The organism is Dendronalium phyllosphericum CENA369, assembly GCF_016056275.1.
GTDB classification, from domain to species: Bacteria; Cyanobacteriota; Cyanobacteriia; order Cyanobacteriales; family Nostocaceae; genus Dendronalium; species Dendronalium phyllosphericum.
In genome coordinates this window covers 1-21,384 of record NZ_JAECZA010000318.1, presented here as the reverse complement: position 1 = coordinate 21,384, position 21,384 = coordinate 1, and the positions used below count along the sequence as shown (strand labels likewise).

At 41.9% G+C, this 21,384-nt stretch carries 10 protein-coding genes; 6 read left to right on the top strand and 4 right to left on the bottom strand.

What is annotated here, in order from left to right; all coding sequences use genetic code 11:
- Window positions 1-277 precede the first annotated feature (277 nt).
- The 4 genes from I8752_RS36145 to I8752_RS36130 all read right to left on the bottom strand — a co-directional run bounded on the left by I8752_RS36145 (window position 278) and on the right by I8752_RS36130 (window position 6,649).
- Window positions 278-2,002, bottom strand: coding sequence for an ABC transporter ATP-binding protein (locus tag I8752_RS36145; protein WP_214436952.1), 1,725 nt, complete (start codon window positions 2,000-2,002; stop codon window positions 278-280).
- A 346-nt stretch (window positions 2,003-2,348) separates the two neighbouring features.
- Window positions 2,349-2,879, bottom strand: a complete 531-nt coding sequence (locus tag I8752_RS36140) for a hypothetical protein (protein ID WP_214436951.1) — start codon at window positions 2,877-2,879, stop codon at window positions 2,349-2,351.
- A gap of 164 nt (window positions 2,880-3,043) precedes the next feature.
- Window positions 3,044-4,306 (bottom strand): MFS transporter, encoded by a 1,263-nt coding sequence (locus tag I8752_RS36135; protein WP_214436950.1) that lies wholly within the window; start codon window positions 4,304-4,306, stop codon window positions 3,044-3,046.
- Between the two features lie 792 nt (window positions 4,307-5,098).
- The gene (locus I8752_RS36130) at window positions 5,099-6,649 is read right to left on the bottom strand and encodes an HlyD family efflux transporter periplasmic adaptor subunit (RefSeq protein WP_214436949.1); all 1,551 of its coding nucleotides are present in this window, start codon (window positions 6,647-6,649) and stop codon (window positions 5,099-5,101) included.
- Window positions 6,650-7,725: 1,076 nt separating this feature from the next.
- Here I8752_RS36130 and I8752_RS36125 point away from each other — a divergent pair.
- The 6 genes from I8752_RS36125 (at window position 7,726) to I8752_RS36095 (ending at window position 21,370) form a co-directional block, all read left to right on the top strand.
- Window positions 7,726-9,543: a fatty acyl-AMP ligase gene (locus I8752_RS36125; protein ID WP_214436948.1), complete on the top strand. Its 1,818-nt coding sequence runs from the start codon at window positions 7,726-7,728 to the stop codon at window positions 9,541-9,543.
- Complete coding sequence (locus tag I8752_RS36120) at window positions 9,540-9,896, top strand: acyl carrier protein (RefSeq protein ID WP_225896136.1); 357 nt, start codon at window positions 9,540-9,542, stop codon at window positions 9,894-9,896. Before I8752_RS36125 ends, I8752_RS36120 begins: the two co-directional genes overlap by 4 nt.
- An 80-nt stretch (window positions 9,897-9,976) precedes the next feature.
- Window positions 9,977-11,395: a hypothetical protein gene (locus tag I8752_RS36115; protein WP_214436947.1), complete on the top strand. Its 1,419-nt coding sequence runs from the start codon at window positions 9,977-9,979 to the stop codon at window positions 11,393-11,395.
- Window positions 11,396-11,602: 207 nt separating this feature from the next.
- On the top strand, window positions 11,603-16,408 hold the full coding sequence (locus tag I8752_RS36110; protein ID WP_214436954.1) for an SDR family NAD(P)-dependent oxidoreductase: 4,806 nt from the start codon (window positions 11,603-11,605) through the stop codon (window positions 16,406-16,408).
- Window positions 16,409-16,509: 101 nt separating this feature from the next.
- Window positions 16,510-19,446: a type I polyketide synthase gene (locus I8752_RS37865; protein ID WP_225896135.1), complete on the top strand. Its 2,937-nt coding sequence runs from the start codon at window positions 16,510-16,512 to the stop codon at window positions 19,444-19,446.
- A gap of 31 nt (window positions 19,447-19,477) precedes the next feature.
- Window positions 19,478-21,370: a TubC N-terminal docking domain-related protein gene (locus I8752_RS36095; protein ID WP_214436946.1), complete on the top strand. Its 1,893-nt coding sequence runs from the start codon at window positions 19,478-19,480 to the stop codon at window positions 21,368-21,370.
- Window positions 21,371-21,384: the final 14 nt, after the last annotated feature.

The following is a 21,384-nucleotide window of genomic DNA, read 5'->3' as shown; positions in this document are numbered from 1 at the left end:
AGATGAGGGAGATGAGGGAGATGAGGGAGATGAGGGAGACAAGAAATAATAATTACTCCCAACTATTGTACAGACGCGACGCCAGTCGCTACAACGGGGAGCCACTGCGTTGGGCGGCTTTGCCGACTTGAAGCAAGTGGCGTGGGAACCCCCCTTCGGGTTCGGGAGTGACGCTCCTAACGTCGCTAACGCTTCGCTAACGCAATCGACGCAAAGCGCCAAGACTGCGACCCCCTCACCGCAACGCGCTGGCTCATTAATCGCGTCTGTACGACAACTAACTAAACTGCTGGGTATAAAACCGCGCATAGCGATGCTCAAGTGCTAATAATTCCTCATGTGTTCCCGATTCAACGATTTGTCCTTTTTCTAGAACTAAAATACGATCGCATCGCCGCACTGTACTTAAACGATGAGCAATAATAAATACTGTGCGGTTTTGCATCAATCTTTCTAATGCTTCTTGTACTAGTGCTTCTGACTCGGAATCTAATGCAGATGTCGCCTCATCCAAAATCAAGATTTGTGGGTTAAGTAAAACAGCACGAGCGATCGCAATTCTTTGACGTTGTCCGCCCGATAAATTGACTCCCCGTTCGCCTACCCAAGTTTGATATCCTTCTGGTAGTTGAGTAATAAATTGATGGGCGTTAGCAATTTTCGCCGCTGCTGCAACTGCTTCCATATCAAAGGTATCTTGTCCAAAAGCAATATTTTGGGCAATAGTCCCAGAAAACATAATCGTTTCTTGAGGAACAATCCCAATTTGTCGCCGCAGACTATGAAGGGTGACATCCCGAATATCCACGCCATCGATTAGGATTTTACCAGATGCTACGTCGTAGAAGCGAGGCAGAAGATTTACAAATGTGGTTTTACCAGCACCAGACGCACCCACAAGCGCGATCGCTTCACCTGGTAATACTGACAAACTGATATCTTTTAAAACGGGTTCCCCTGATTTGTAGGCAAAAAATACACGATGATATTCTACTTTGCCCAAGACTTGCGGTAAGGCGATCGCGTTTGGTTTTTCGATAACAGTTGGTTGAATTGCCATCAATTCAAAAACGCGGTCAACCGATGCTTCACCTTGCTTGAACTCATTATAGTTATTAGTAGTATGACCGATAGGATCGATTAACAATCCGGCGGCGGCTAAGTAGCTGAAAAACTCTCCCACTGTCATGTTGCGTTGAGCAATTTGCCACGCTCCCACCATCAGTAACGATAGCGCACTCAAAGCTTCTAAAAATCCTACTATGGGAATTTGAATTGCTTTGAGTCTTTCTGCTGAGTATTTTGCTTGAAAACTGCGTTCTGCCTCATAGCTAAACCGAGCAATTTCATAAATTTCCGCAGCAAAAGCTTGTACGAGACGGATACCGCTGAAAACTTCCGTGAGGATTGCCGATAAACCGGATACGCGATTTTGACTTTTGAGAGAATACTTGCGTAACCGTTCGCCAAACCAGCCAATTAAAATTCCCATAAGTGGCGCAACAATCACCGTGGCTAATGTCAGTTGCCAATTCAGGTAAATCATGTAGATGGGAATTGCCACCAACTGCAAAACACAGGGGATAAAGTCGTGAAATACTTTATTGACTACTTCCCCCACGCGATCGACATCTTCGGTGAGACGGTAAGATAAATCACCTGCTTTTGCCGTTTCAAAATAGCTTAAATCCAGCTTTTGCAGGTGAGTGTATACCCGCTTGCGGAGATTAAAAGCAACTCTCAACGCAGCTTTCGCCATATAGATATCTTGCACAGACTGAAAAAAGCCACGTACAAGAAACACCAAAGCTAAAATCGCAGCTAGTTGGGCGATCGCTACTACATTACCTTGTCCGAAGGGAGTTGCCAATTTACCCGCAAGATTAATCAAGGTTAACGTCGCTAGCACATATCCCAAGATGCCAACACATCCCTTAGTGATGTTTGGCCACTGGGGTCGAATATAAGGTAGCAGTTGCCAGTAATTTGAACGGGTTTTCAAGCTGTAACATCCACAAAAATATTTTCCTTTGTTTGACGCTATCAGCTTTTGCGTAGTTTCTGACAGTATTTTTTAATGAAGACGTAGACGCGACGCCAGTCGCTACAACGGGGAGCCACTGCGTTGGGCGGCTTTGCCGACTTGAAGCAAGTGGCGTGGGAACCCCCCTTCGGGTTCGGGGGTGACGCTCCTAACGTCGCTAACGCAATCGACGCAAAGCGCCAAGACTGCGACCCCCTCACCGCAACGCGCTGGCTCATTAATCGCGTCTCTACAAGATAATTATTATTTCTTGTCTCCCTCATCTCCCTCATCTCCCTCATCTCCCTCATCTCCCCCATCTCCCTCATCTCTCCATCTCTCCCGCCTCTCTCACTTCCCAGCGAAATAGCCTTGGTAGCTGTGACAAATCTAAAGCGTAGTTCCCAGTCCATAAGACAATTTCTAGAACCAACAAATAGCGTATCCATAGCAGTTCGCTTGCGGAACCCAAGATTGTCAGACCTTCATAAAGCTGCCAAAAGCGGTAAGGAAGGTACAAATAAGGAACCATCACCCATACTACATTTTGAAATTGTCTCAGCGTTATAATCTCCGAAAGAATTTGCAACGCTAACATCACAAAGTACCAGCTAAGTACAATTAAGGCAGAAGTATAGCCTCGTATACCCGACAACACCATTATCGGTAGTGGCAGTAATACTCCCAGCACTTGTACCGTACCGAACCAGATTTTAAACCATCCTGGTAGCGGTTCTGGTAGATTGAATGGCTTTGCATGTCTCCATGCCCAACCCACTACAACTAAAAAAGATGTAGCAATTAAGAAAAAAATCAGGTTTTCTAATAATAAGTGAAAATTAATATTAGAAGTCATGAGAAAAAAGTACTAATTTGTCAGTAAAATACAGGTAAAAATAGTAAATACAGTCAGATCGACTAATAGACTAGATTCTACAACTCATACATATTTTCCCACTCTTAAATTATTAACTTATCATGTTCGCCTTAAATCTAACTCCATAAGTCCTAACTAGTTTACTATGCTTTTTTACTGGTTAAAGGATTTACTCGTGGATTGCGTACTCCTATTTGCAAAATCAGTGCTGTGACTAATCCACCTATAGCTGCCACCAAGAAAGTCGTTCTGTAGTCAATATTGTCCGCCATCCATCCACCTACAATCGGAGCAAGGATAGTGGCGGGGGCGACAAGGGTATTGCCAAGACCGATATAGGCTGGGCGATCGCGTTGGGAACCAAACTCTAAAGTCATGAGTGCAGCAATATTTTGTAGAGAAACAATACCTATTCCTGCTCCTACAAATACCCAGTAATAACAGTTTAAATTTGGTGCTTCGCAAGCTAGAAGCGAACTGACCGCACAGGCAACACAACCAATCTGCAAAACCAACTTGTGACCCCAGCGATCGCCTACCCAACCTAAAATTAATCCAGCAATAGTTTGCGTTACCATCAACACACCAGTAACAATCCCAACAGATGTTTCTCTCATTCCATATTGATGGACAGCGTAAAGTGTGAAAAAAGGAGATGCCATCAGTGGTAACTGTGATAGCAAACGTGCCATTAAAAAGTAGCGGAAGTTTGTATCGCGTCGGAGAATCACATTCAGACTATCCCAAAATTCCCGCCCAGTCTCAATAGCAGATAATGGCTCGCTCACTGGCTCGCGCGTCCTAGAAATAAAATACCAGGATAAAGCCATTGCAACACTAGCACACAAAAAACAGAGGGCAAAGTTAAATGGCTGGGCAATTTGGTTGAGTAAAAAGCTAGCTACAAAAGCACCGCAAATACCCATCATATTAGCAGCCGCCCCTTGCGCCCCATAGAAAATACCAAGCCTGCTAGAGGGAATAATCTTAGCAACCATGCTTTGCCAAGCTGTAGCAGTCAACCCACTACCTAACCCCTGCCAAATCAGTATGGCAAAGGTCAGGACTAACATCGCTTGGTTGTAAAGCAGCGGTTGTAAACAAGCAACTAGTGCTAATCCCAAAAAGGGAAGTCTCTGATGAATCGTCAATACCAGCACTGTCGGCTTATAGCAACGCAAACTAGCTACTTTATTAGCCGTTAGTAACTGAGGTAGTTGCCATCCCAGTCTGGGAATAGCTGGGATCAAACCGATAAGTAGTGCCGAACTGGTAAAACTGCTAACAAATAGAGGAATGATGGTGATAAACGAAGCAAAACCAGAACCCAAGCCGAAAAATGCACTGTCAACAACATTGACTGTAAAGTTATGGCGAAGGTGTTTTTGAATTTCCGAATTGAGCATTTTATTTGAGGAGATATCGCAAGTGTAGAGCAGTGCTTTTTGGCATACAAAACAATGCGGTCTTTTTTTAAGCCGCATCCAGGTAATTAACTTCAATAAAAGTTTCAGCTTGTCATAAGTTGATATAGTCCAATGTCTTGAACTAGCGAAAAGACATTGTTACCGACACTGAATAATAGCAACACAATTTTTTAAATCACTGGTGATTTAGTCCTGTACATAGGGAATATCTGTCAACATTTCCAACAGGTTTATCTTCCTTTTTCAGGAAGTTAGTGAGTAGTATTTACTGACTAAAGGAAATCCCAGAAATAAAAATACCCAATCTAAATTGGACTTCTTGCAGAAGTCGGGAAAAGGTGAAGGGGAAAGAGGGAAAGGTTTGTTATTTTCCCTTTTCTCTTTAACCTTTTCCCACCTCTTGCAAAAAGAACTTTTGCAAGAAGTCTATTGTTTGCTGTCATCAGTCAACAATTACAAAGGTATATTTTTTATTTGGAACTCCTCAAAACCTGAGTCCCATAAATTGTTCCCAGATGCTGCACCTAAATCACTATTGGGCAAAATTTTTATCATAAATTTCTGACTTGAGTGCTTCTGCAATGATTTGAGCAATCCGCACTCTATCGCTTAAACGCGCATCTATACTTTAGTTGCTCGTTCGTCATTAACCCATATACTATCCTTAAGTCTGCATTGCCTAGCGATCGCGCCTTCTTACTAGCCAGCAAGATAGTATGGTATCCCCAGAAATAACAAAATGACCCTGTTTAACCAAAATCCAAAATAGTATTACCTTACAGTCTTCAAACTCTCCACCGATGAAGTAAACATCTCAGTGAAAATTGACATAACCGTGCGTTCTCGAATCTTAATATTCGTACTCACTCCCATTCCTGATTGCAATGTAATATTGCGTCCTGAAACATTTAACTGTTGCCGATCGAGTTGCACCTTCGCAGGAAATCGATAAAAGGGATAAATTTGGTCTGGTGGTAAAGAATCAGAACCAATCCAAACTAATTTACCTTTAATATCTCCAAACTCACTCAAAGGAAACGAATCAATCCTGACATCTACCGTCATTCCCTCTTTAACAAACCCAATATCTTTATTAGTGATATACACTTTGGCAATCAGTGCATCATTAGGAACGACTTTCAGAATTGGTTCACTAGAAGTGACAACAAATCCGGGACTATGCGCTTTTAATTCAAAGATTGTTCCATTAACTGGGGCAATGAGTTCTTGATATTGCAAATTCATTTTTGTTTGACTCAACTGAGCATCAATTTCTGCAATTTTTTTATTGTTTTCTACTATTGCTTTAGTCAGTTGCGAATCAATCTCAGCAATTTTTTTATTATTTTCGGCAATCTGAGTCAACCAATCTCTACGGGAAATGGCTATAGTATTTTGTAATTTAGCTTGTGCTTGATTAATAGCAGATTGTAGACGGAAGCGTTCTTGAATGAGTTGGTCAATTTCACTGCGATCGCTTCTTACTTCTTCTTGTTGTTTGATGTATTGAATCTGGGAAATGCCTCCATTTTTAATTAATAAAGTAAGTTTGTCCAAAACCTCAGTATTCAACGCTAAAGTATCTTGACTTGCAGCTAGTTTAATGTCAGTTTGGTTGAGTTGATGACTTAATTGGTTAACTTCCATCCTCGCAGCTATCACCCGTGCATTTAGTTCAGCTTGAGTTGATAAAAAGCGTTCTTTTTGTTCTATGGTAAGGTGGTTTGCAGAAGCCGTACCGTTCAATTGGGCACGATATATTTGGTTTTCTGCAACTAAAGCTGCTCGACTCTTAGTTAGGTCAAGCATAAGGCTAGAAATTTTTAAATAAATTATATTAACAGCAGCGTCACCTGTAATCTGAGCTTGATAAAATTGATTTTCTTGGACTAAAGATAAACGAATTTTATTTAAAGAATCAAATTGAGCATTAGCAGTGGTCGGGTCAAGGGTCAACAGCTTCTCACCTGTCTTAACGTGCTGTCCATCTTCAACATAAATTTCTTTAACTACACCGCCCACAGGTAGCTGCATTTCTTTAACATTACTAGATGGTTCTAGTTTCCCCTGTGCAGACACTGCTTCTTCAAATCGAGCAACATTTGCCCAGATAATTGCGCCAGTTGTGACACTTATCAAACCCCAAAGAATTGCTTGCGACCAAAAGCGAGATTGCTGTAAAATAACAGGCTTATCAATTGTATCAAGACTTTTTTTAGCAGTCTTTGACGTAGAAAGTGCGGGAATAAAAGAAGACAGCAAAAGTTTTGAATCAGACCAATTTCTATGACTTTTAGATTCGTTCCCATTGTTAATACTCATGGTTTTGGTTTAGTGGGTTGAACAATAAAGATTTTTATTTTGCTAATTCAATTAGGGAATTGATAAAAAATAATTAGCATGACATTAGTCTAATTAGAGATAAAAGTACAATGAAGTATAAAGACCACAAACAGATAAAAACTCTCTAAATTGGGAAACATACAATAAATATAGTTTGAAGAGATAGTAACAAAGGAATATTCTAATTAACAAGAGATATGCAACTTTTATGAACATTATAAGTACAACAGCTTGATATTTCATACTGGTTATGTCTTGACGCTAAAGGCAGATAACAGAAGGTATCAGGCAGTTCAATGGAGATTCTGACTCTTTGCGATCGCAGATTGCCTTGATATCCGAAAATATTAAACCTGTTGTAAAATTGGATAATCTGAATAACTCTATCTCAAGGATGATAGACAGAATATAATTTATTTATGTAGCCTACATTTAGAAATTTTTGTATTTCGAGGCTGTTCGTAAATGATTACAAAAAAGCCAATTCAGATATGATAGCTCGCTTCAATATCAAAGAAATCATCACAACATAAATTATGAGTTGACTATTTGCTGATAACAACTCATAATTTTTACCTAAGCGAGGATATTGATTACACCATATAAGAATGCGTTGAACATTTTAATGTTTGCGAACAACCTGAAAAATAGGTTTAGTAAACAAAATCAGAGCGACATTTGTTGGTAAACTCCTATAAATGTTGGCTCGTATGCTTGGAATATTCATCAATCAAAACGTAGAAACTTCCATTGATGAATTCTTGCCACTCGACTTCATGTAAAAGAACTATGTGTTATATTGTGGGGATTAATGATTAAGTTAGATATTCTTGCGTCACTATTGAAATCAAACGATGCGATCGCCTGATTTACTTCCATGAAATTTATACAATTGAATAACAAAGTTTTAAGATGTCTTTCGAGTGTCAGTTTTCAAATAGACACAGAATTAAACAGACTTCTTTAAAACTCATATCAAGCTTAAAAAGCTGACAATATTTAGACTCAAATCAATAGTTGTCAGCCAACAAACGCACAAGATTAAGGAAAATAAAATGAACGCTGAGTATCACTTTTCAAATTTAGTCGATGTCCTAAGTTACAGAGCACAAAATCAATTTGACCAAACAGCATATACATTTTTAAAGAGTGGAGAGACAGAAGCAGAAAAGTTCACATACGGGGAGTTACATTTGCGATCGCAAGCCATTGCTGCATCTCTCCAATCTCTAAATACTGCTGGCGAACGTGCTTTATTACTTTATCAACCTGGTTTAGATTTCATCGCCGCCTTTTTTGGATGTTTATATGCTGGGGTGATTGCCGTTCCTGCCTATCCACCCAGACAAAATCAAAATTTATCTAGATTGCAAGCGATCGCCCAAGATGCTCAACCCAAGGTTATACTCACTTCTACATCTTTGTTAGATAAACTTCAAAATAGCTCCAAGCAAGAAAGTTTAGAAATTTCTGGATTGCATTGGCTAGCTACCGATACATTGAGTAACGACCTAGCACAAGCATGGCAACCACAGGAAACATACTCTGATACCCTGGCTTTTCTCCAATACACCTCCGGTTCAACAGGCAATCCCAAAGGAGTCATGGTCAGTCATGGCAACTTACTGCACAACTCAGTTACAATCCATAAATTATTTGGGCACACTCCCAATAGCAGAGGCATGATTTGGTTGCCTCCCTATCATGACATGGGGTTAATTGGTGGAATTTTACAACCTCTTTATGGTGGTGTACCTGTTGTGCTGATGGCATCGGTAGACTTTCTCCAAAAGCCAATCCGATGGTTGCAAGCAATATCTCGCTACAAAGCGACAACTAGCGGCGGGCCAAATTTTGCTTATGACCTTTGCGTTCGCAAAGTAACTCCCGAACAACTAGAGAATCTCGATCTCAGCAGTTGGGAAGTTGCTTTTACAGGTGCTGAACCAGTCCGTGCCGAGACACTAGAAGAATTTGCTGCGACATTCGCACTTTGTGGTTTTCGCAAAGAAGCATTTTACCCCTGCTACGGGATGGCAGAAACCACTCTGATAATATCTGGAGGTGAGAAAACAGCTTTACCAGTTATTTACAACATAGACGGAGTTGCATTAGAGCAAAACCGAATTGTCAAGGCTAAAAAGTCTGGCACAGATACCCGAACAATTGTCGGTTGCGGACAAGTTCCTCCAGATTATCAAACAATTATTGTCAACCCCGAATCATTAACAATCTGTACTCCCGAACAAGTTGGAGAAATTTGGGTAGCTAGTCCCAGTGTTGCTAGAGGTTACTGGAATCAAACTGAGGAGACACAGAAAGCTTTCAGTGCTTATTTAGCAGATAGTCATCAAGGGCCATTTCTTCGCACTGGAGATTTAGGATTTTTACAAAATGGCGAATTGTTTATTACAGGGCGAATCAAAGATGTAATTATCATCAGAGGACAAAATCATTATCCCCAAGACATTGAACTGACTGTTGAAAAAAGCCATCCAGCTCTGAGAATCGGTTGTGGAGCAGCATTTGCCGTAGACTTTAAAGGTTCAGAACGATTAGTTATCGTTCAAGAAGTAGAGCGGAGTTATCTACGAAAATTAAACGTTCAAGAAGTCGTTGGCAGTATTAGACAAGCAGTGGTTGCACAACACGGACTAGAAATCTTTGCGACGGTTCTCGTCAAGACTGGAAGCATTCCTAAAACTTCCAGTGGTAAGATTCGCCGTCAAGCCTGTCGAAGCGCGTTTCTTTCTGGAAGTTTAGATGTTGTAGAGGATTGGAGTGAAAATCCGCAGAACAAAGCTAAATTCATCCATCTACAATCTGAGGTTGATTCTGTTTTAAAGCAGCTAACAACTACTAAACAACTATGAACCAGAATCGATTAGTCAAGAATTCAGAATTAATTCATCCAAAGGACTCAAAAATGACAATGCAAAATCTGAAAGTTAATACCACATCAACAACTGCACTTCAGCAAATACCAACAGCGGCAGAAATTCAAACATGGATTGTTTCTTATATAGCTGAATTGTTAGAAGTAGATGCAGAAGAAATAGATGTGACAATACCTTTTGACCGCTATGGTTTAGATTCTTCGGCAGCAGTTGGTTTAACAGGCGATTTAGAAGACTGGTTAGGAAGAGAAATCAACCCAACCCTACTGTATGATTACCCAACGGTTGAAGCTTTAGTACAGCATTTAAATTCGGAATTAAGGAGTTAATCTGAATTTAAAATTTTCCAATAAGTAGCAACAAAATTAGAAGAGCCTCTTCTTTTCAGTAATACTTCTAGAGGATAATTATGGTAACTATAAACAACGAACTAGCTTCCAAAAATCAATCTTCTACCTTGTCAAAATTACCAGAACCAAAGCACTTCCAACTCATCGAAAAAACTTATCAAAATAATGCAAAATCAGACTACACCGAAAAAATTAGAGACTTAGGTAACGAATTTAGCTACGCTCATAATAGCAATTATTATTGGAGTAATCCTGAGCTTTCACTTTTGTATGGTACTCCCATTTATGATGCCGCTACCACCTCACAAAAACTAGCCCTCAACCATCTTTATTGGGTCGGGAACTACAACCATACTGCTGTTAGTGAAGCAACTACAAGTATTTACAATATGGTTACGTCTGGTGTGTTTCGTGCTGTTGGTAATTATGAAACACTGTGTCGGGAACTAGACTTTGAAACCGAGCAAGAAAGTTACCATATTCGTACCTTTCAGAGAATTGGTTTCAAAACAAAAATGGCGATTGTCGGTAAGACTATATTAGGTAATTCTCTTTATGGCAAATCCGAGCAAGATAGTAGAAGTTGGCAGGAAAACTTAATTCCTCAGCCTCTGCGCGAGTTCTTCGACTCCAGTCAGGGGACTTCTCCCTTTGCGACATACAGAGACAATACCTTAAGCGCGATCGCTAAGACAATGCTGAGGGATAAAAAACAGTATTATTCTCAGTATTTGCAAGACTTAGAACAAAAAGGCGAGCCAATTCCCGCACCATCAGACGGTCTAGGAGGGCGAATTGGGCCGCGTTATTGGTTGAAATTCTTCACTATTCATTGGGGAACCTCGCCATTTATGGCCTGTCAGTATTATTCCATGCGCTACACGGCTAATGCGATTCTCAAAAACCAAGAATATCCTTATGTCCGCTATTACCGAGAATTAGAGCAAAAAGGCGAGTATATCCCAACCCCAACTGCTGTCTCCTTTTACCATTTAATGGACGAAGCTTTTCATACAACGATTTCGCAAACCATTGCCAAAGAGATGTATAAGGATTTCCCCAAGCCAACAGCTTACGAGAAATTTATCTCTGGTTTGATAGTTTATGTGACTCAACGCAACCTTTTGAGCGGTCTGTCTGGAGTATTACCCGGTCGTTGTGTTGCCGACGACCCGATGCTAATGCTCTTTTACTACAAACTGTTGAAATCTCCTTTATTTGGGATGGAAACAAAAGAAGCGCTTGATTGGATGGAAAAGTCTTTCTGTCAAGAACATGAAGGTTTTCATGTAGGACTTAAATATCATCAAAGCCTCTTAGAATTAATGCAAAGATTATTCAGCCGCCTAGATTATCAATGGAAAATAAATCGTGAAATGGGCATCATGGCCGCAGGCGGTTCAATTAGTAAAGCGCTACAAAGCAATCTCAAGACTTTTAAACAGTTCTCCCAATCAGTTCTTAATCAAGAAAGCTAGTAGTCTGTCGCATTAATTCTGAAGGGTTGAGAAACGAACCGCAAAGTACACGAAGAAAGAGAAAAAAGAAGAGAAATTTAAAAGTTAATTCACATAGGAAAATTAATGCGATGAACTACTAGCCACTATGGTGCGTTACTTCGTTAACGCGCCCTACTTCTTCCAATTCAAAATCTTAAGCACTAATCAACTAGGCAAATTATTTTGATGGAACCCATTGCAATTATCGGTATTGGTTGCCGTTTTCCCAAAGCCAAAAATCTTGAAGCCTTCTGGCAGCTATTACGTAATGGTGTAGATGCCATAACTGAAGTACCGCCAGAACGATGGGATATCAACGCCTTTTATGAGCCACAGCCAGCTATCCCAGGAAAAATGAACACCCGTTGGGGTGGCTTTTTAGAACAGATAGATCGATTCGATCCCAGCTTTTTTGGTATTTCCGCGCGCGAGGCGGAGCATATAGACCCCCAACAAAGACTAATGTTGGAGGTTGCCTGGGAGGCTCTAGAAAATGCTGGTCTTGTTCCAGCAACTCTGGCTGGTAGTCAAACAGGAGTGTTTGTTGGTATCACCAATGCTGACTACCACAAACTTCTCTATAAAGATTCATATCGACTCAGTGCATACAGTGCTACAGGCACTACACCTTGCATTACTGCTAATCGTTTATCCTATGTGCTGAATCTACGAGGCCCCAGTCTTGCTATAGATACAGCTTGCTCCTCATCCTTAGTTGCAGTGCATTTAGCTTGTCAGAGTTTGCGAAATCAGGAGTCTAATCTTTGCTTAGTTGGAGGAGTCAACCTGATGGTGTCTCCAGAGCCGACTATCACTTGCTCCCAAGCTCAGATGATGGCGGCTGACGGTCGCTGTAAGACTTTTGATGCTAGCGCCGATGGCTATGTCCGAGGAGAAGGCTGTGGCGTAATCGTGCTGAAACGCTTGGCAGATGCTTTGCAAGATGGAGACAATGTTCTAGCACTAATTAAAAGCTCGGCTGTTAATCAAGATGGTACGAGTAACGGACTAACAGCCCCGAATGGCCCTTCTCAACAAGCTGTGATTCGTCAAGCTTTGGAACTGGCGGGAGTGACTCCAGCGCAGATTAGCTATGTGGAAGCCCACGGCACTGGTACTTCTTTAGGAGATCCAATTGAGGTTAAATCTCTCAAAGCTGTACTGATGGAAGGACGTTCTCCAAACCAAACTTGTTGGATTGGTTCGCTCAAGACCAACATCGGTCATTCCGAAGGCGCTGCTGGCGTTGCTGGACTGATCAAAGTGGTTTTACAACTACAACAAGGGAAAATTGCCCCTCATTTGCACTTAAAACAGCTTAATCCCTATATTTCTCTAGAAGGGACTCCCTTTGTGATTCCGTCTGAGTGCCAGCCTTGGTCTTGTTCTGGTAGTCGCTTGGCTGGCGTGAGTGCTTTTAGCTTTGGTGGCACTAATTGCCACATTATTCTGGAAGAAGCTCCACTGTTAATACCTACGATTAATCAAATTGACCGCTCCCAGCAGATTTTGACTTTATCAGCAAAAACTGCTCCAGCTTTGGTGGAACTAGCAAAACAGTATGCGGATTTTTCAACCTCGCATCCAGAAGTATCGCTAGCAGATATTTGCTTCACAGCCAACACAGGGCGATCGCATTTCGAGCATCGCCTCGCCGTTGTTAGTGCATCTTCCCTACAGTTATCTGAGCAATTAAGTGCTTTTGCCGCAGGAGAACATACTTCTCATCTCGTTAGCCAGCAAGTAACTAAACGCAAGCCCCCGAAAATAGGATTTTTATTCACCGGTCAAGGGTCGCAATATCTAGGTATGGGTCGTCAACTTTACGAAACCCAACCGACTTTTCGCGCCTCCCTCGACCAGTGCAGCGAAATTCTGCGTCCCTATCTGCAACAGCCTCTACTAGAAGTTCTTTATCCCCCAGAAGAACAGTCTTCACCATTAGATGAGACTGCCTACACCCAACCTGCTTTGTTTGCTCAAGAATATGCGCTGTTTCGGTTATGGGAATCCTGGGGGATTAAGCCAGAGGCAGTCATGGGTCATAGCGTCGGTGAATATGCGGCTGCTTGCGTAGCAGGGGTATTTAGCTTAGAAGATGGTTTGAAACTGATTGCCGAACGCGCCCGATTGATGCAAGCATTGCCCCAAGACGGCGAGATGTTAGTAGTGTTTGCAGACGAAGCCACAGTAGCTAAAATTATTCAACCCTATAGCCAAAACCTAGCGTTGGCAAAGCCCGCCGTAGGCATCGCCGCAATAAATGGCCCCAAGAATATAGTAATTTCCGGTGCTAGTCAGGCTGTAAGGGAAGTAAGTAACATTTTAAAAGCACAAGCGATAGCATCGAAAAAGTTACGAGTTTCTCATGCCTTCCACTCTCCTTTGATGGAACCAATGCTCAAAGAATTTGAGCAAGTTGCCCAAGAGATTACTTACTCATCACCTCAAATAACCTTAATTTCTAACGTCACAGGTCAACCTATTGCAGACGAAATCGCTAACCCTGAATATTGGTGTCGTCACATTCGCCAATCAGTGAACTTTGCTGCAAGTATAGAGACACTGTACCAAAAAGGCTTCAAGGTATTTGTGGAGATTGGCCCCCAACCGATACTATTGGGAATGGGTCGTTATTGCTTACCAGAAGGAGTGAGCGCTTGGCTTCCTAGCCTGCGTTCGGGGTGCGAAGATTGGCAACAACTCTTAGAAAGCTTGGGGACATTATATGTATCTGGGGTGGCAGTAGACTGGACTGGCTTCGAGCGAGACTATATCCGCCAGCAAGTGGTATTGCCGACATATCCATTTCAGCGCCAGCGCTATTGGATGGAAAACTCTCATAATGAGCATTTAACCCAACAAAATATCCAAAGCACCATTGTCAATCTCTTACATCGGGGAGATTCTCAAAAGCTAGCCCAATATGTAGCAACCGCAGCAAAACTATCAGCACATGAGGTCGAATTATTACCCAAGCTCTTAGAAGTATTGGTGAAACAACACCAACAACAACTAACCACAGCATCAATCGAAGATTGGCTCTATGAAATCAAGTGGCAGCCTCAGCCGCGTCAATTGGCAGCCGCAGAGGGACTAGGGACTAGTATCTTTACTCAGCACTCAGCACTCAGCACTCAGCACTCTAAATCTTGCTGGTTAATCTTGGCTGACATTGGAGGTGTAGGACAAGCCCTAGCCCATCTCTTACAAGAGCGCGGTCAAAGTAGTTTTTTGGTCTATGCTGGAAACACTTATCAACTCAAAGAGCCAGGAACTTGGAGTGTGAATCCATCCGACCCCAGCCATTTTGAGCGACTATTCCAAGAGATAACAAATCAACAGTTACCGTTAAGAGGAGTCATTCACCTTTGGAGTCTAGAAACAGAATTGATTGCAGAGTTGACCGCTTCTTCTCTAGAAGAGATTCAAGTTCTCGGTTGTGGCAGTACTCTACACTTGGTACAAACTCTCGCCGCTCGTGCTTGGCAAACTTTGCCTCGTTTGTGGTTGGTGACAAAGGAAGCAATATCAGTAGTTTCGTCATCTTTGGGAGTGGCTCAAGCTTCTTTGTGGGGATTAGGAAAGGTAATTGCCTTAGAGCATCCAGAATTCTGGGGAGGATTAGTAGATTTAGCAGCTGATAAACCCAAAGATGCAGCAGTAAATCTATTGGCAGAAATTTTTGATTCTCAAGGGGAAGACCAAATCGCTTTTCGACAAAAACAGCGTTATGTGACTCGTCTAGTCAAAAGTCAACTACCACAAGCGCAAGCAATATCTCTGCAATCAAATTGCACATATCTTATTACTGGAGGATTGGGAGCATTAGGTCTGGAAGTAGCGCAGTGGATGGTAGAGCGGGGAGCGCGCAACTTATTGCTAACTGGACGTACAGAGGCTTCCGAACGGGTACGGGAAGCGATCGCTCGTCTAGAGCAGCTAGGAGCTAAAATTATTGTGGCTCGTGCTGATGTTGCCAATTACCAAGATATGGCTCAGGTGTTTGAGCAGATTCAAACTGCAATGCCACCCCTACGCGGAATTATCCATACTGCCGGTGTCCTCGATGATGGGATTCTGCTGCAACAAGATTGGCAGCGTTTTGTTAAGGTGATGTCTCCCAAAGTCAACGGCGCTTGGAATTTACATGTATTGAGCCAGGAAATCCCGCTAGATTTCTTCGTCAGTTTTTCTTCAGCCGCCTCATTGCTAGGCTCGCCAGGCCAAGGAAATTATGCTGCTGCTAATGCCTTTATGGATGCTTTAGCTCGTTATCGCCAAAGTTTAGGTTTACCGGGATTAAGTATCAACTGGGGACTCTGGGAAAATACTGGCATGGCTGCCAGCCTGGGTAATCGCAACCAAACGCGATTAGCTGCACAGGGAATGGAGTCTATACCGTTAGAGCAGGGAATGCAGATATTAGGAAATTTACTTCAACCAAATGCTGCTCAAGTAGGAGTGTTGCCAATTAATTGGTCTAAATTCCTAGAAAAATTCCCGACAACAGTACCGTCATTTTTGGAGTCTTTCAAGGTAGTATCAGAACAACCAGTAACACAGCAACCAGCATTTCTACAGCAATTAAAAGCTGCACCTGCAAGCGATCGCCGTAACTTGTTAATTGCTCATATTTGCACTGAAGTTGCTAGACTTCTAGGGTTAGATTCGTCAGAGCAAGTAGATATCCAACAAGGTTTACTAGACCTAGGAATAGATTCGCTCATGGCTGTGGAGTTAAGAAAATTCCTCCAAAGCAGCTTAGGACTCTCAATTCCTGCAACTTTAGCCTTTGACTATCCCACAATCGCAGCCCTTGGAGATTATTTAGTTCGAGAAGTGATGAAGACAGAAAGTGATGAATCTGCAACAGTGCTAGATAACAGCAATCAGCAAAAGCTAAGTGAAGCTGAGTCAAATTTAGATCGTTTATCGGACAGTGAAGCTGAAGCATTGTTGCTCTGTAAATTGGACAGCATGAAGTACTGATACAGCAGGAGTCAGTTGTCAGTTGTAGTTATTGTTTCTCCCTCATCTCCCTCATCTCCCTCATCCCCCCTGCTCTCTTGTCCCACTCCCTAAATGAAACAATGAATTTAAATTCAGAATCAGAAAAGTCTGTATCTCCCATCAAACGCGCACTACTAGCTTTGGACGATATGCAAGCCAAGCTTGATGCGATCGAGTATGCCAAGAAAGAACCAATAGCGATTATTGGTATGGGTTGCCGATTTCCTGGAGGAGCTGACAATCCAGAAGCATTCTGGCAACTGTTGCGTAACGGGGTTGATGCCATTACCGAAGTTCCACCTGAGCGTTGGGATATTGAGAAATACTACGATCCAGATCCAGATACTCCTGGCAAAATATGTACTCGCAAAGGCGGTTTTTTGACGCAAGTAGATGGCTTTAACCCTGAGTTCTTCGGGATTTCCGCTCGTGAAGCAGTCAGTATGGACCCCCAGCAACGGCTGTTGCTAGAGGTTAGTTGGGAAGCTCTCGAAAATGCCAGTCAGCCACCAGAGCATTTGTATAACAGTTCCACTGGCGTATTTATCGGCATTTATCTCAATGACTACAGCAAAGTCATGTCCGCAGTTGGAGATCCAACCCAGATTGATGCTTTTAGTGCGATCGGTAATTCGTTAGCTGTAGCTGCTGGACGTTTATCTTATACTTTAGGGCTAAAAGGCCCGACTATGGCGATCGATACATCCTGCTCCTCTTCTTTAGTAACGGTGCATTTGGCTTGTCAGAGTTTGCGTTTGGGAGAATCTCATCTAGCTTTAGCTGGGGGAGTGGGTTTGAATCTGATGCCAGATACCAGTATTGCTCTTTCCAAATCGCGGATGCTCAATCCTAACGGTCGCTGTCAAACCTTTGATGCTGCTGCCAATGGCTTTGTCAAAGGAGAAGGATGCGGCGTTATCGTTCTCAAGCGCTTATCAGATGCTTTGGCTGACAAAGACAATATCTTAGCTGTGATTCGAGGCTCTGCGGTTAATCACAACGGTCGTAGTAGTAGTTTGATTGCTCCCAACGGTCTATCACAGCAAGCGGCGATCCGCCAAGCTTTAGAAAATGGAGATGTAGAAGCAAGCCAAGTAGACTATGTAGAAGTTCAGGGTACGGGTACATCTGTGGGAGAACCAATTGAGCTAACAGCTTTAGGAGCAGTTTTTAACAATCGTCCTCAAGACAAACCTTTGGTAATTGGTTCGGTAAAAACTAACATTGGTCACTTAGAACCTGCTTCTGGGGTTGCCAGCTTGATTAAAGTCGTACTCGCTCTCCAACACAGTGAAATCCCGCCGCATTTGCACTTTCAACAGCCCAATCCTTACGTCAATTGGGAGGAATTAGCCGTGAAAGTGCCGACAAAATTGATATCTTGGCCTGCTGGAAAACGGCTTGCAGGAGTGAATGCTTTTGGTTTTAGCGGTACTAACGCTTTTGTGGTTTTAGAAGCAGCTCCGGTTTCAGAACCATTAACAAAATCAATAGAGCGTCCAATGCACTTGTTGGCTTTATCTGCCAAGACAGACGAGGCTCTAATTCAGTTAGCCGAGCGATATGAGAAGCACTTAACCACTAACCCAGACTTAGACTTAGGAGATATTTGTTTTACTGCCAATAGCGGGCGATCGCACTTCCAACATCGCTTAAGTGTGGTAGCATCTTCATCTGCCGAACTCTGTGAAAAGTTAGCCGCTTTCTCTGCGGGACGAGAAACAGCAGGAGTATTTCAACAAAAAGCGACAGTTGCGCCTAAAATCGCTTTTTTGTTCGCTAATCGCGGCTCTCAGTTTTATCAAATAGGGTATCAACTTTACCAAAGCCAACCAGAATTTCGGCAAGCGATCGACCGCTGCAATGAAATTTTACATCCCTACTTAGATAAGCCCCTAATTGAAGTACTTTTTTCTCCAGCTTCCCCAGCCTCCCCTGCCCTTTTCTCCCTGGAATATGCTCTCTTCCAATTATGGAAATCTTGGGGTATAGAACCCACCGCAGTCATGGGTTACGGTGTGGGAGAATATGTTGCTGCAACTGTAGCTGAAGTTTTCAGCTTGGAAGATGGCTTAAAGTTGCTGATGGAGTCCAATTCAGGTGAGTTTGAACGCATTGCCAAACAAGTAATCTACTCGAAACCCCGAATTGCTCTAGTTTCTTCTTTGACTGGTGAATTAGTTACTACCCAAGTAGCTACTCCGGAATATTGGTGCTATCTAGTGCGACAACCTGTGAATTTTGTCGGCAGCATGAATAATTTAGCTCAACAGGGCTACGAAATATTAGTGGAAGTTGGATTAGTGGATACGGGTTGCGTTGAAAAAGCTTACTTCACCAGCCTGCATTCAGACAAAGATGAATGGCAACAGCTCCTGGAAAATTTAGCGACATTATATGTACGTGGGGCAAAAATAGATTGGTTGAGCTTTGACCGATACTATTCGCGTCAACGCGTACAATTACCAACCTATCCTTGGCAGCGAAAACGCTATTGGTTTGGGGATAGTAATTACAGAAAATTAGAGAGAAACTCTCAAAGTAATGGTCAGTCCTCAACGACAAAATTTATCGGTCAATTGGATATCAAACAATTGATCGAGCAGTTAGAAATTAATCAAGAACTCTCACCTGAGGAGTTAAATTTACTGCCTGGGCTATTAGAATTGTTGACAAAGCAATATCAGCCGCAAATTGAAGCTGACAAATTTATTGCCACAACTGAAATACAGCAAATTCATCCCAAGTTGCTGACAGCAGCAGATATTCAAGCTTGGCTAGTCGAGCAAATTGCCAAAGAACTAGGAGTTAAACCTGAAGATATCAATGTCCGAGTACCTTTTGACAGCTACGGTTTAGATTCAGTGCTTGCGATTGGTATTGCTAGCGCGGGCAAACAATTTCTAGGACTCGATGTGTCTCCACTTCTATTAGTGCATTATCCCACTATTGAGTCGCTTTCACAGCATTTAGCTAAACAATTAGAAACTTCTGACTCAGAAATTTTTGAAATTTAACGTCAAAGATAAAAATCAAGATTGTGAATCTATGAACGTATCTGAGATTGTAGAAAACCTAACGCAACAAGGTGTGCAATTGTGGGCTGATGATGGTAAACTCAAGATTAATTCTCCAAAGGGATTACTCACACCAGAATTACGCACAGAAATAGCTGAACGCAAAACAGAAATTTTGTCATTTTTGCAAAAAAGTAACGGAACCACTTGTGAGAATTCTACGAGTAAAACTCAAGACTTGAGTTTGCAAACAATTGGTCGTTTGATTAGTGGTTATTGCCGTCAATTTACAGGCTTTATCCCTCCCGTTATCGAGCCAAAAGTGATGGCCCAGAAGCTAAAAGTTACTTTTAAACCTTTACCAAATGGATACAAAGAAGAAACAATTTTACAGTTTAGGGAAAAGTTAGAAGCTAAACTGCGAGATAATGAAGTTCAGATTTTACCTTGGGAAGAAGCAACTAAAGAATTTCATTATGAAATTACTATTCCTTTCGTAAATTGGAGAAAAAATATCACAACTAGAGTGGTAAAATCTAGTGTTAATGCTTTGTTTTATGTCGAACAAAGTCCTTCCTTACTTGACAAACTGAAAATATTGGTAGTAGAAATATTCTATCGGATATATTCTCTAATGATTCTCAAAAATCGACAAATATCTGCATCTAAAATTATGCAGCTTATTAGTTGGTCAGAAGAGAATATCCAACCCCTTGAAGACCCGACAAATACTCAAGCGATCGCTTTAACGCAACTCAACCAAACACTGACAGATCCAAACATTCCTTATCAAGATAAAATCCCTATCGGAATCAGTACTCTCATCAAAACATTTTCAGAAATTGTCATTGGGATTTCCCAAACAAAGATTTCTATTCTTAACATGAATCTCTCAGACTCAGTATTTCCAGTAGAGTCAATTGATGAATTTGTTCGTAAATCTTTGATTCCGAAAATTTATGTACCCATCCAACCATTGCCTTTGAGTAGATTTGAGGTTGGTGAATACGAACCAAAAGCATCTATGTATGCCAAACAATTAGTTAGATTGGGTAAAGAATTGACATCAACAAATCTACTACCTTCTGGTTTTAAATTTAACGATGCGATTAAAAGAAAATCCCATCGAGATATTGTCGGCTGGATGGCAAATGGCAGAACAGGCGTTTCTTATGGTTTTGTTGCTTATGCCGAACCGCCACAATATATAGGTGCAGTCGAAATATCTGAAAGCGAGTGGCAAAATCTATCTTCTATTGAAGGATTTAATCCTGACGAACTGCGTCAGAATGAAATCGGTAGAAGGTATATAAAAACTAGGATTGGGGAAAAACACGTTTTTAAGCAGTTACCAGATGTCTGGGTGATTAGTTCTCGTTCGGGTTCCAATAAAACAAATTTGAATCTAGAAACTGATGTATTGCGGATTGGGTTGCAAGATCGGTTATTACTTCAATTACCCCAAGGCATCGATCCAGCAGCAGGCGATATTAAACCCTCATACGATATTTATGTTATGGTTGCGATCGCTTTAGGTGCTGCTTTGTACGCACCAGAACTGATAAAAAATGGAATGCCAATGGTTCATTTCCACGGCTATCCATCAATTGAGTGGTTTGCAACCAATAACGAGTATTGCGCTGGAGTTCACAATCCTTCAGTTCCTTGCGGAACTTACGAATCAGGGGTTTTCAACTTTCTGGGTATATACAATTTAGCCAACAAATATGGCAGCAATATTTCTCTAGCCAGTCTGGTCGAGCCAGATCATGGCACAAATATCATCGCCTCAGACTTAGAGCATCTAATTTCCAGAATCAAAACAGGAGCTGAGCAAGGACAAATCGAGTTAGGTGGCAAGCATTTCCCTTCCCTGAAAGTAGGGACTGGGGATGAAAGAATAGGGGGGAGCAGGGGGAGATGAGGGAGCAGGGGGAG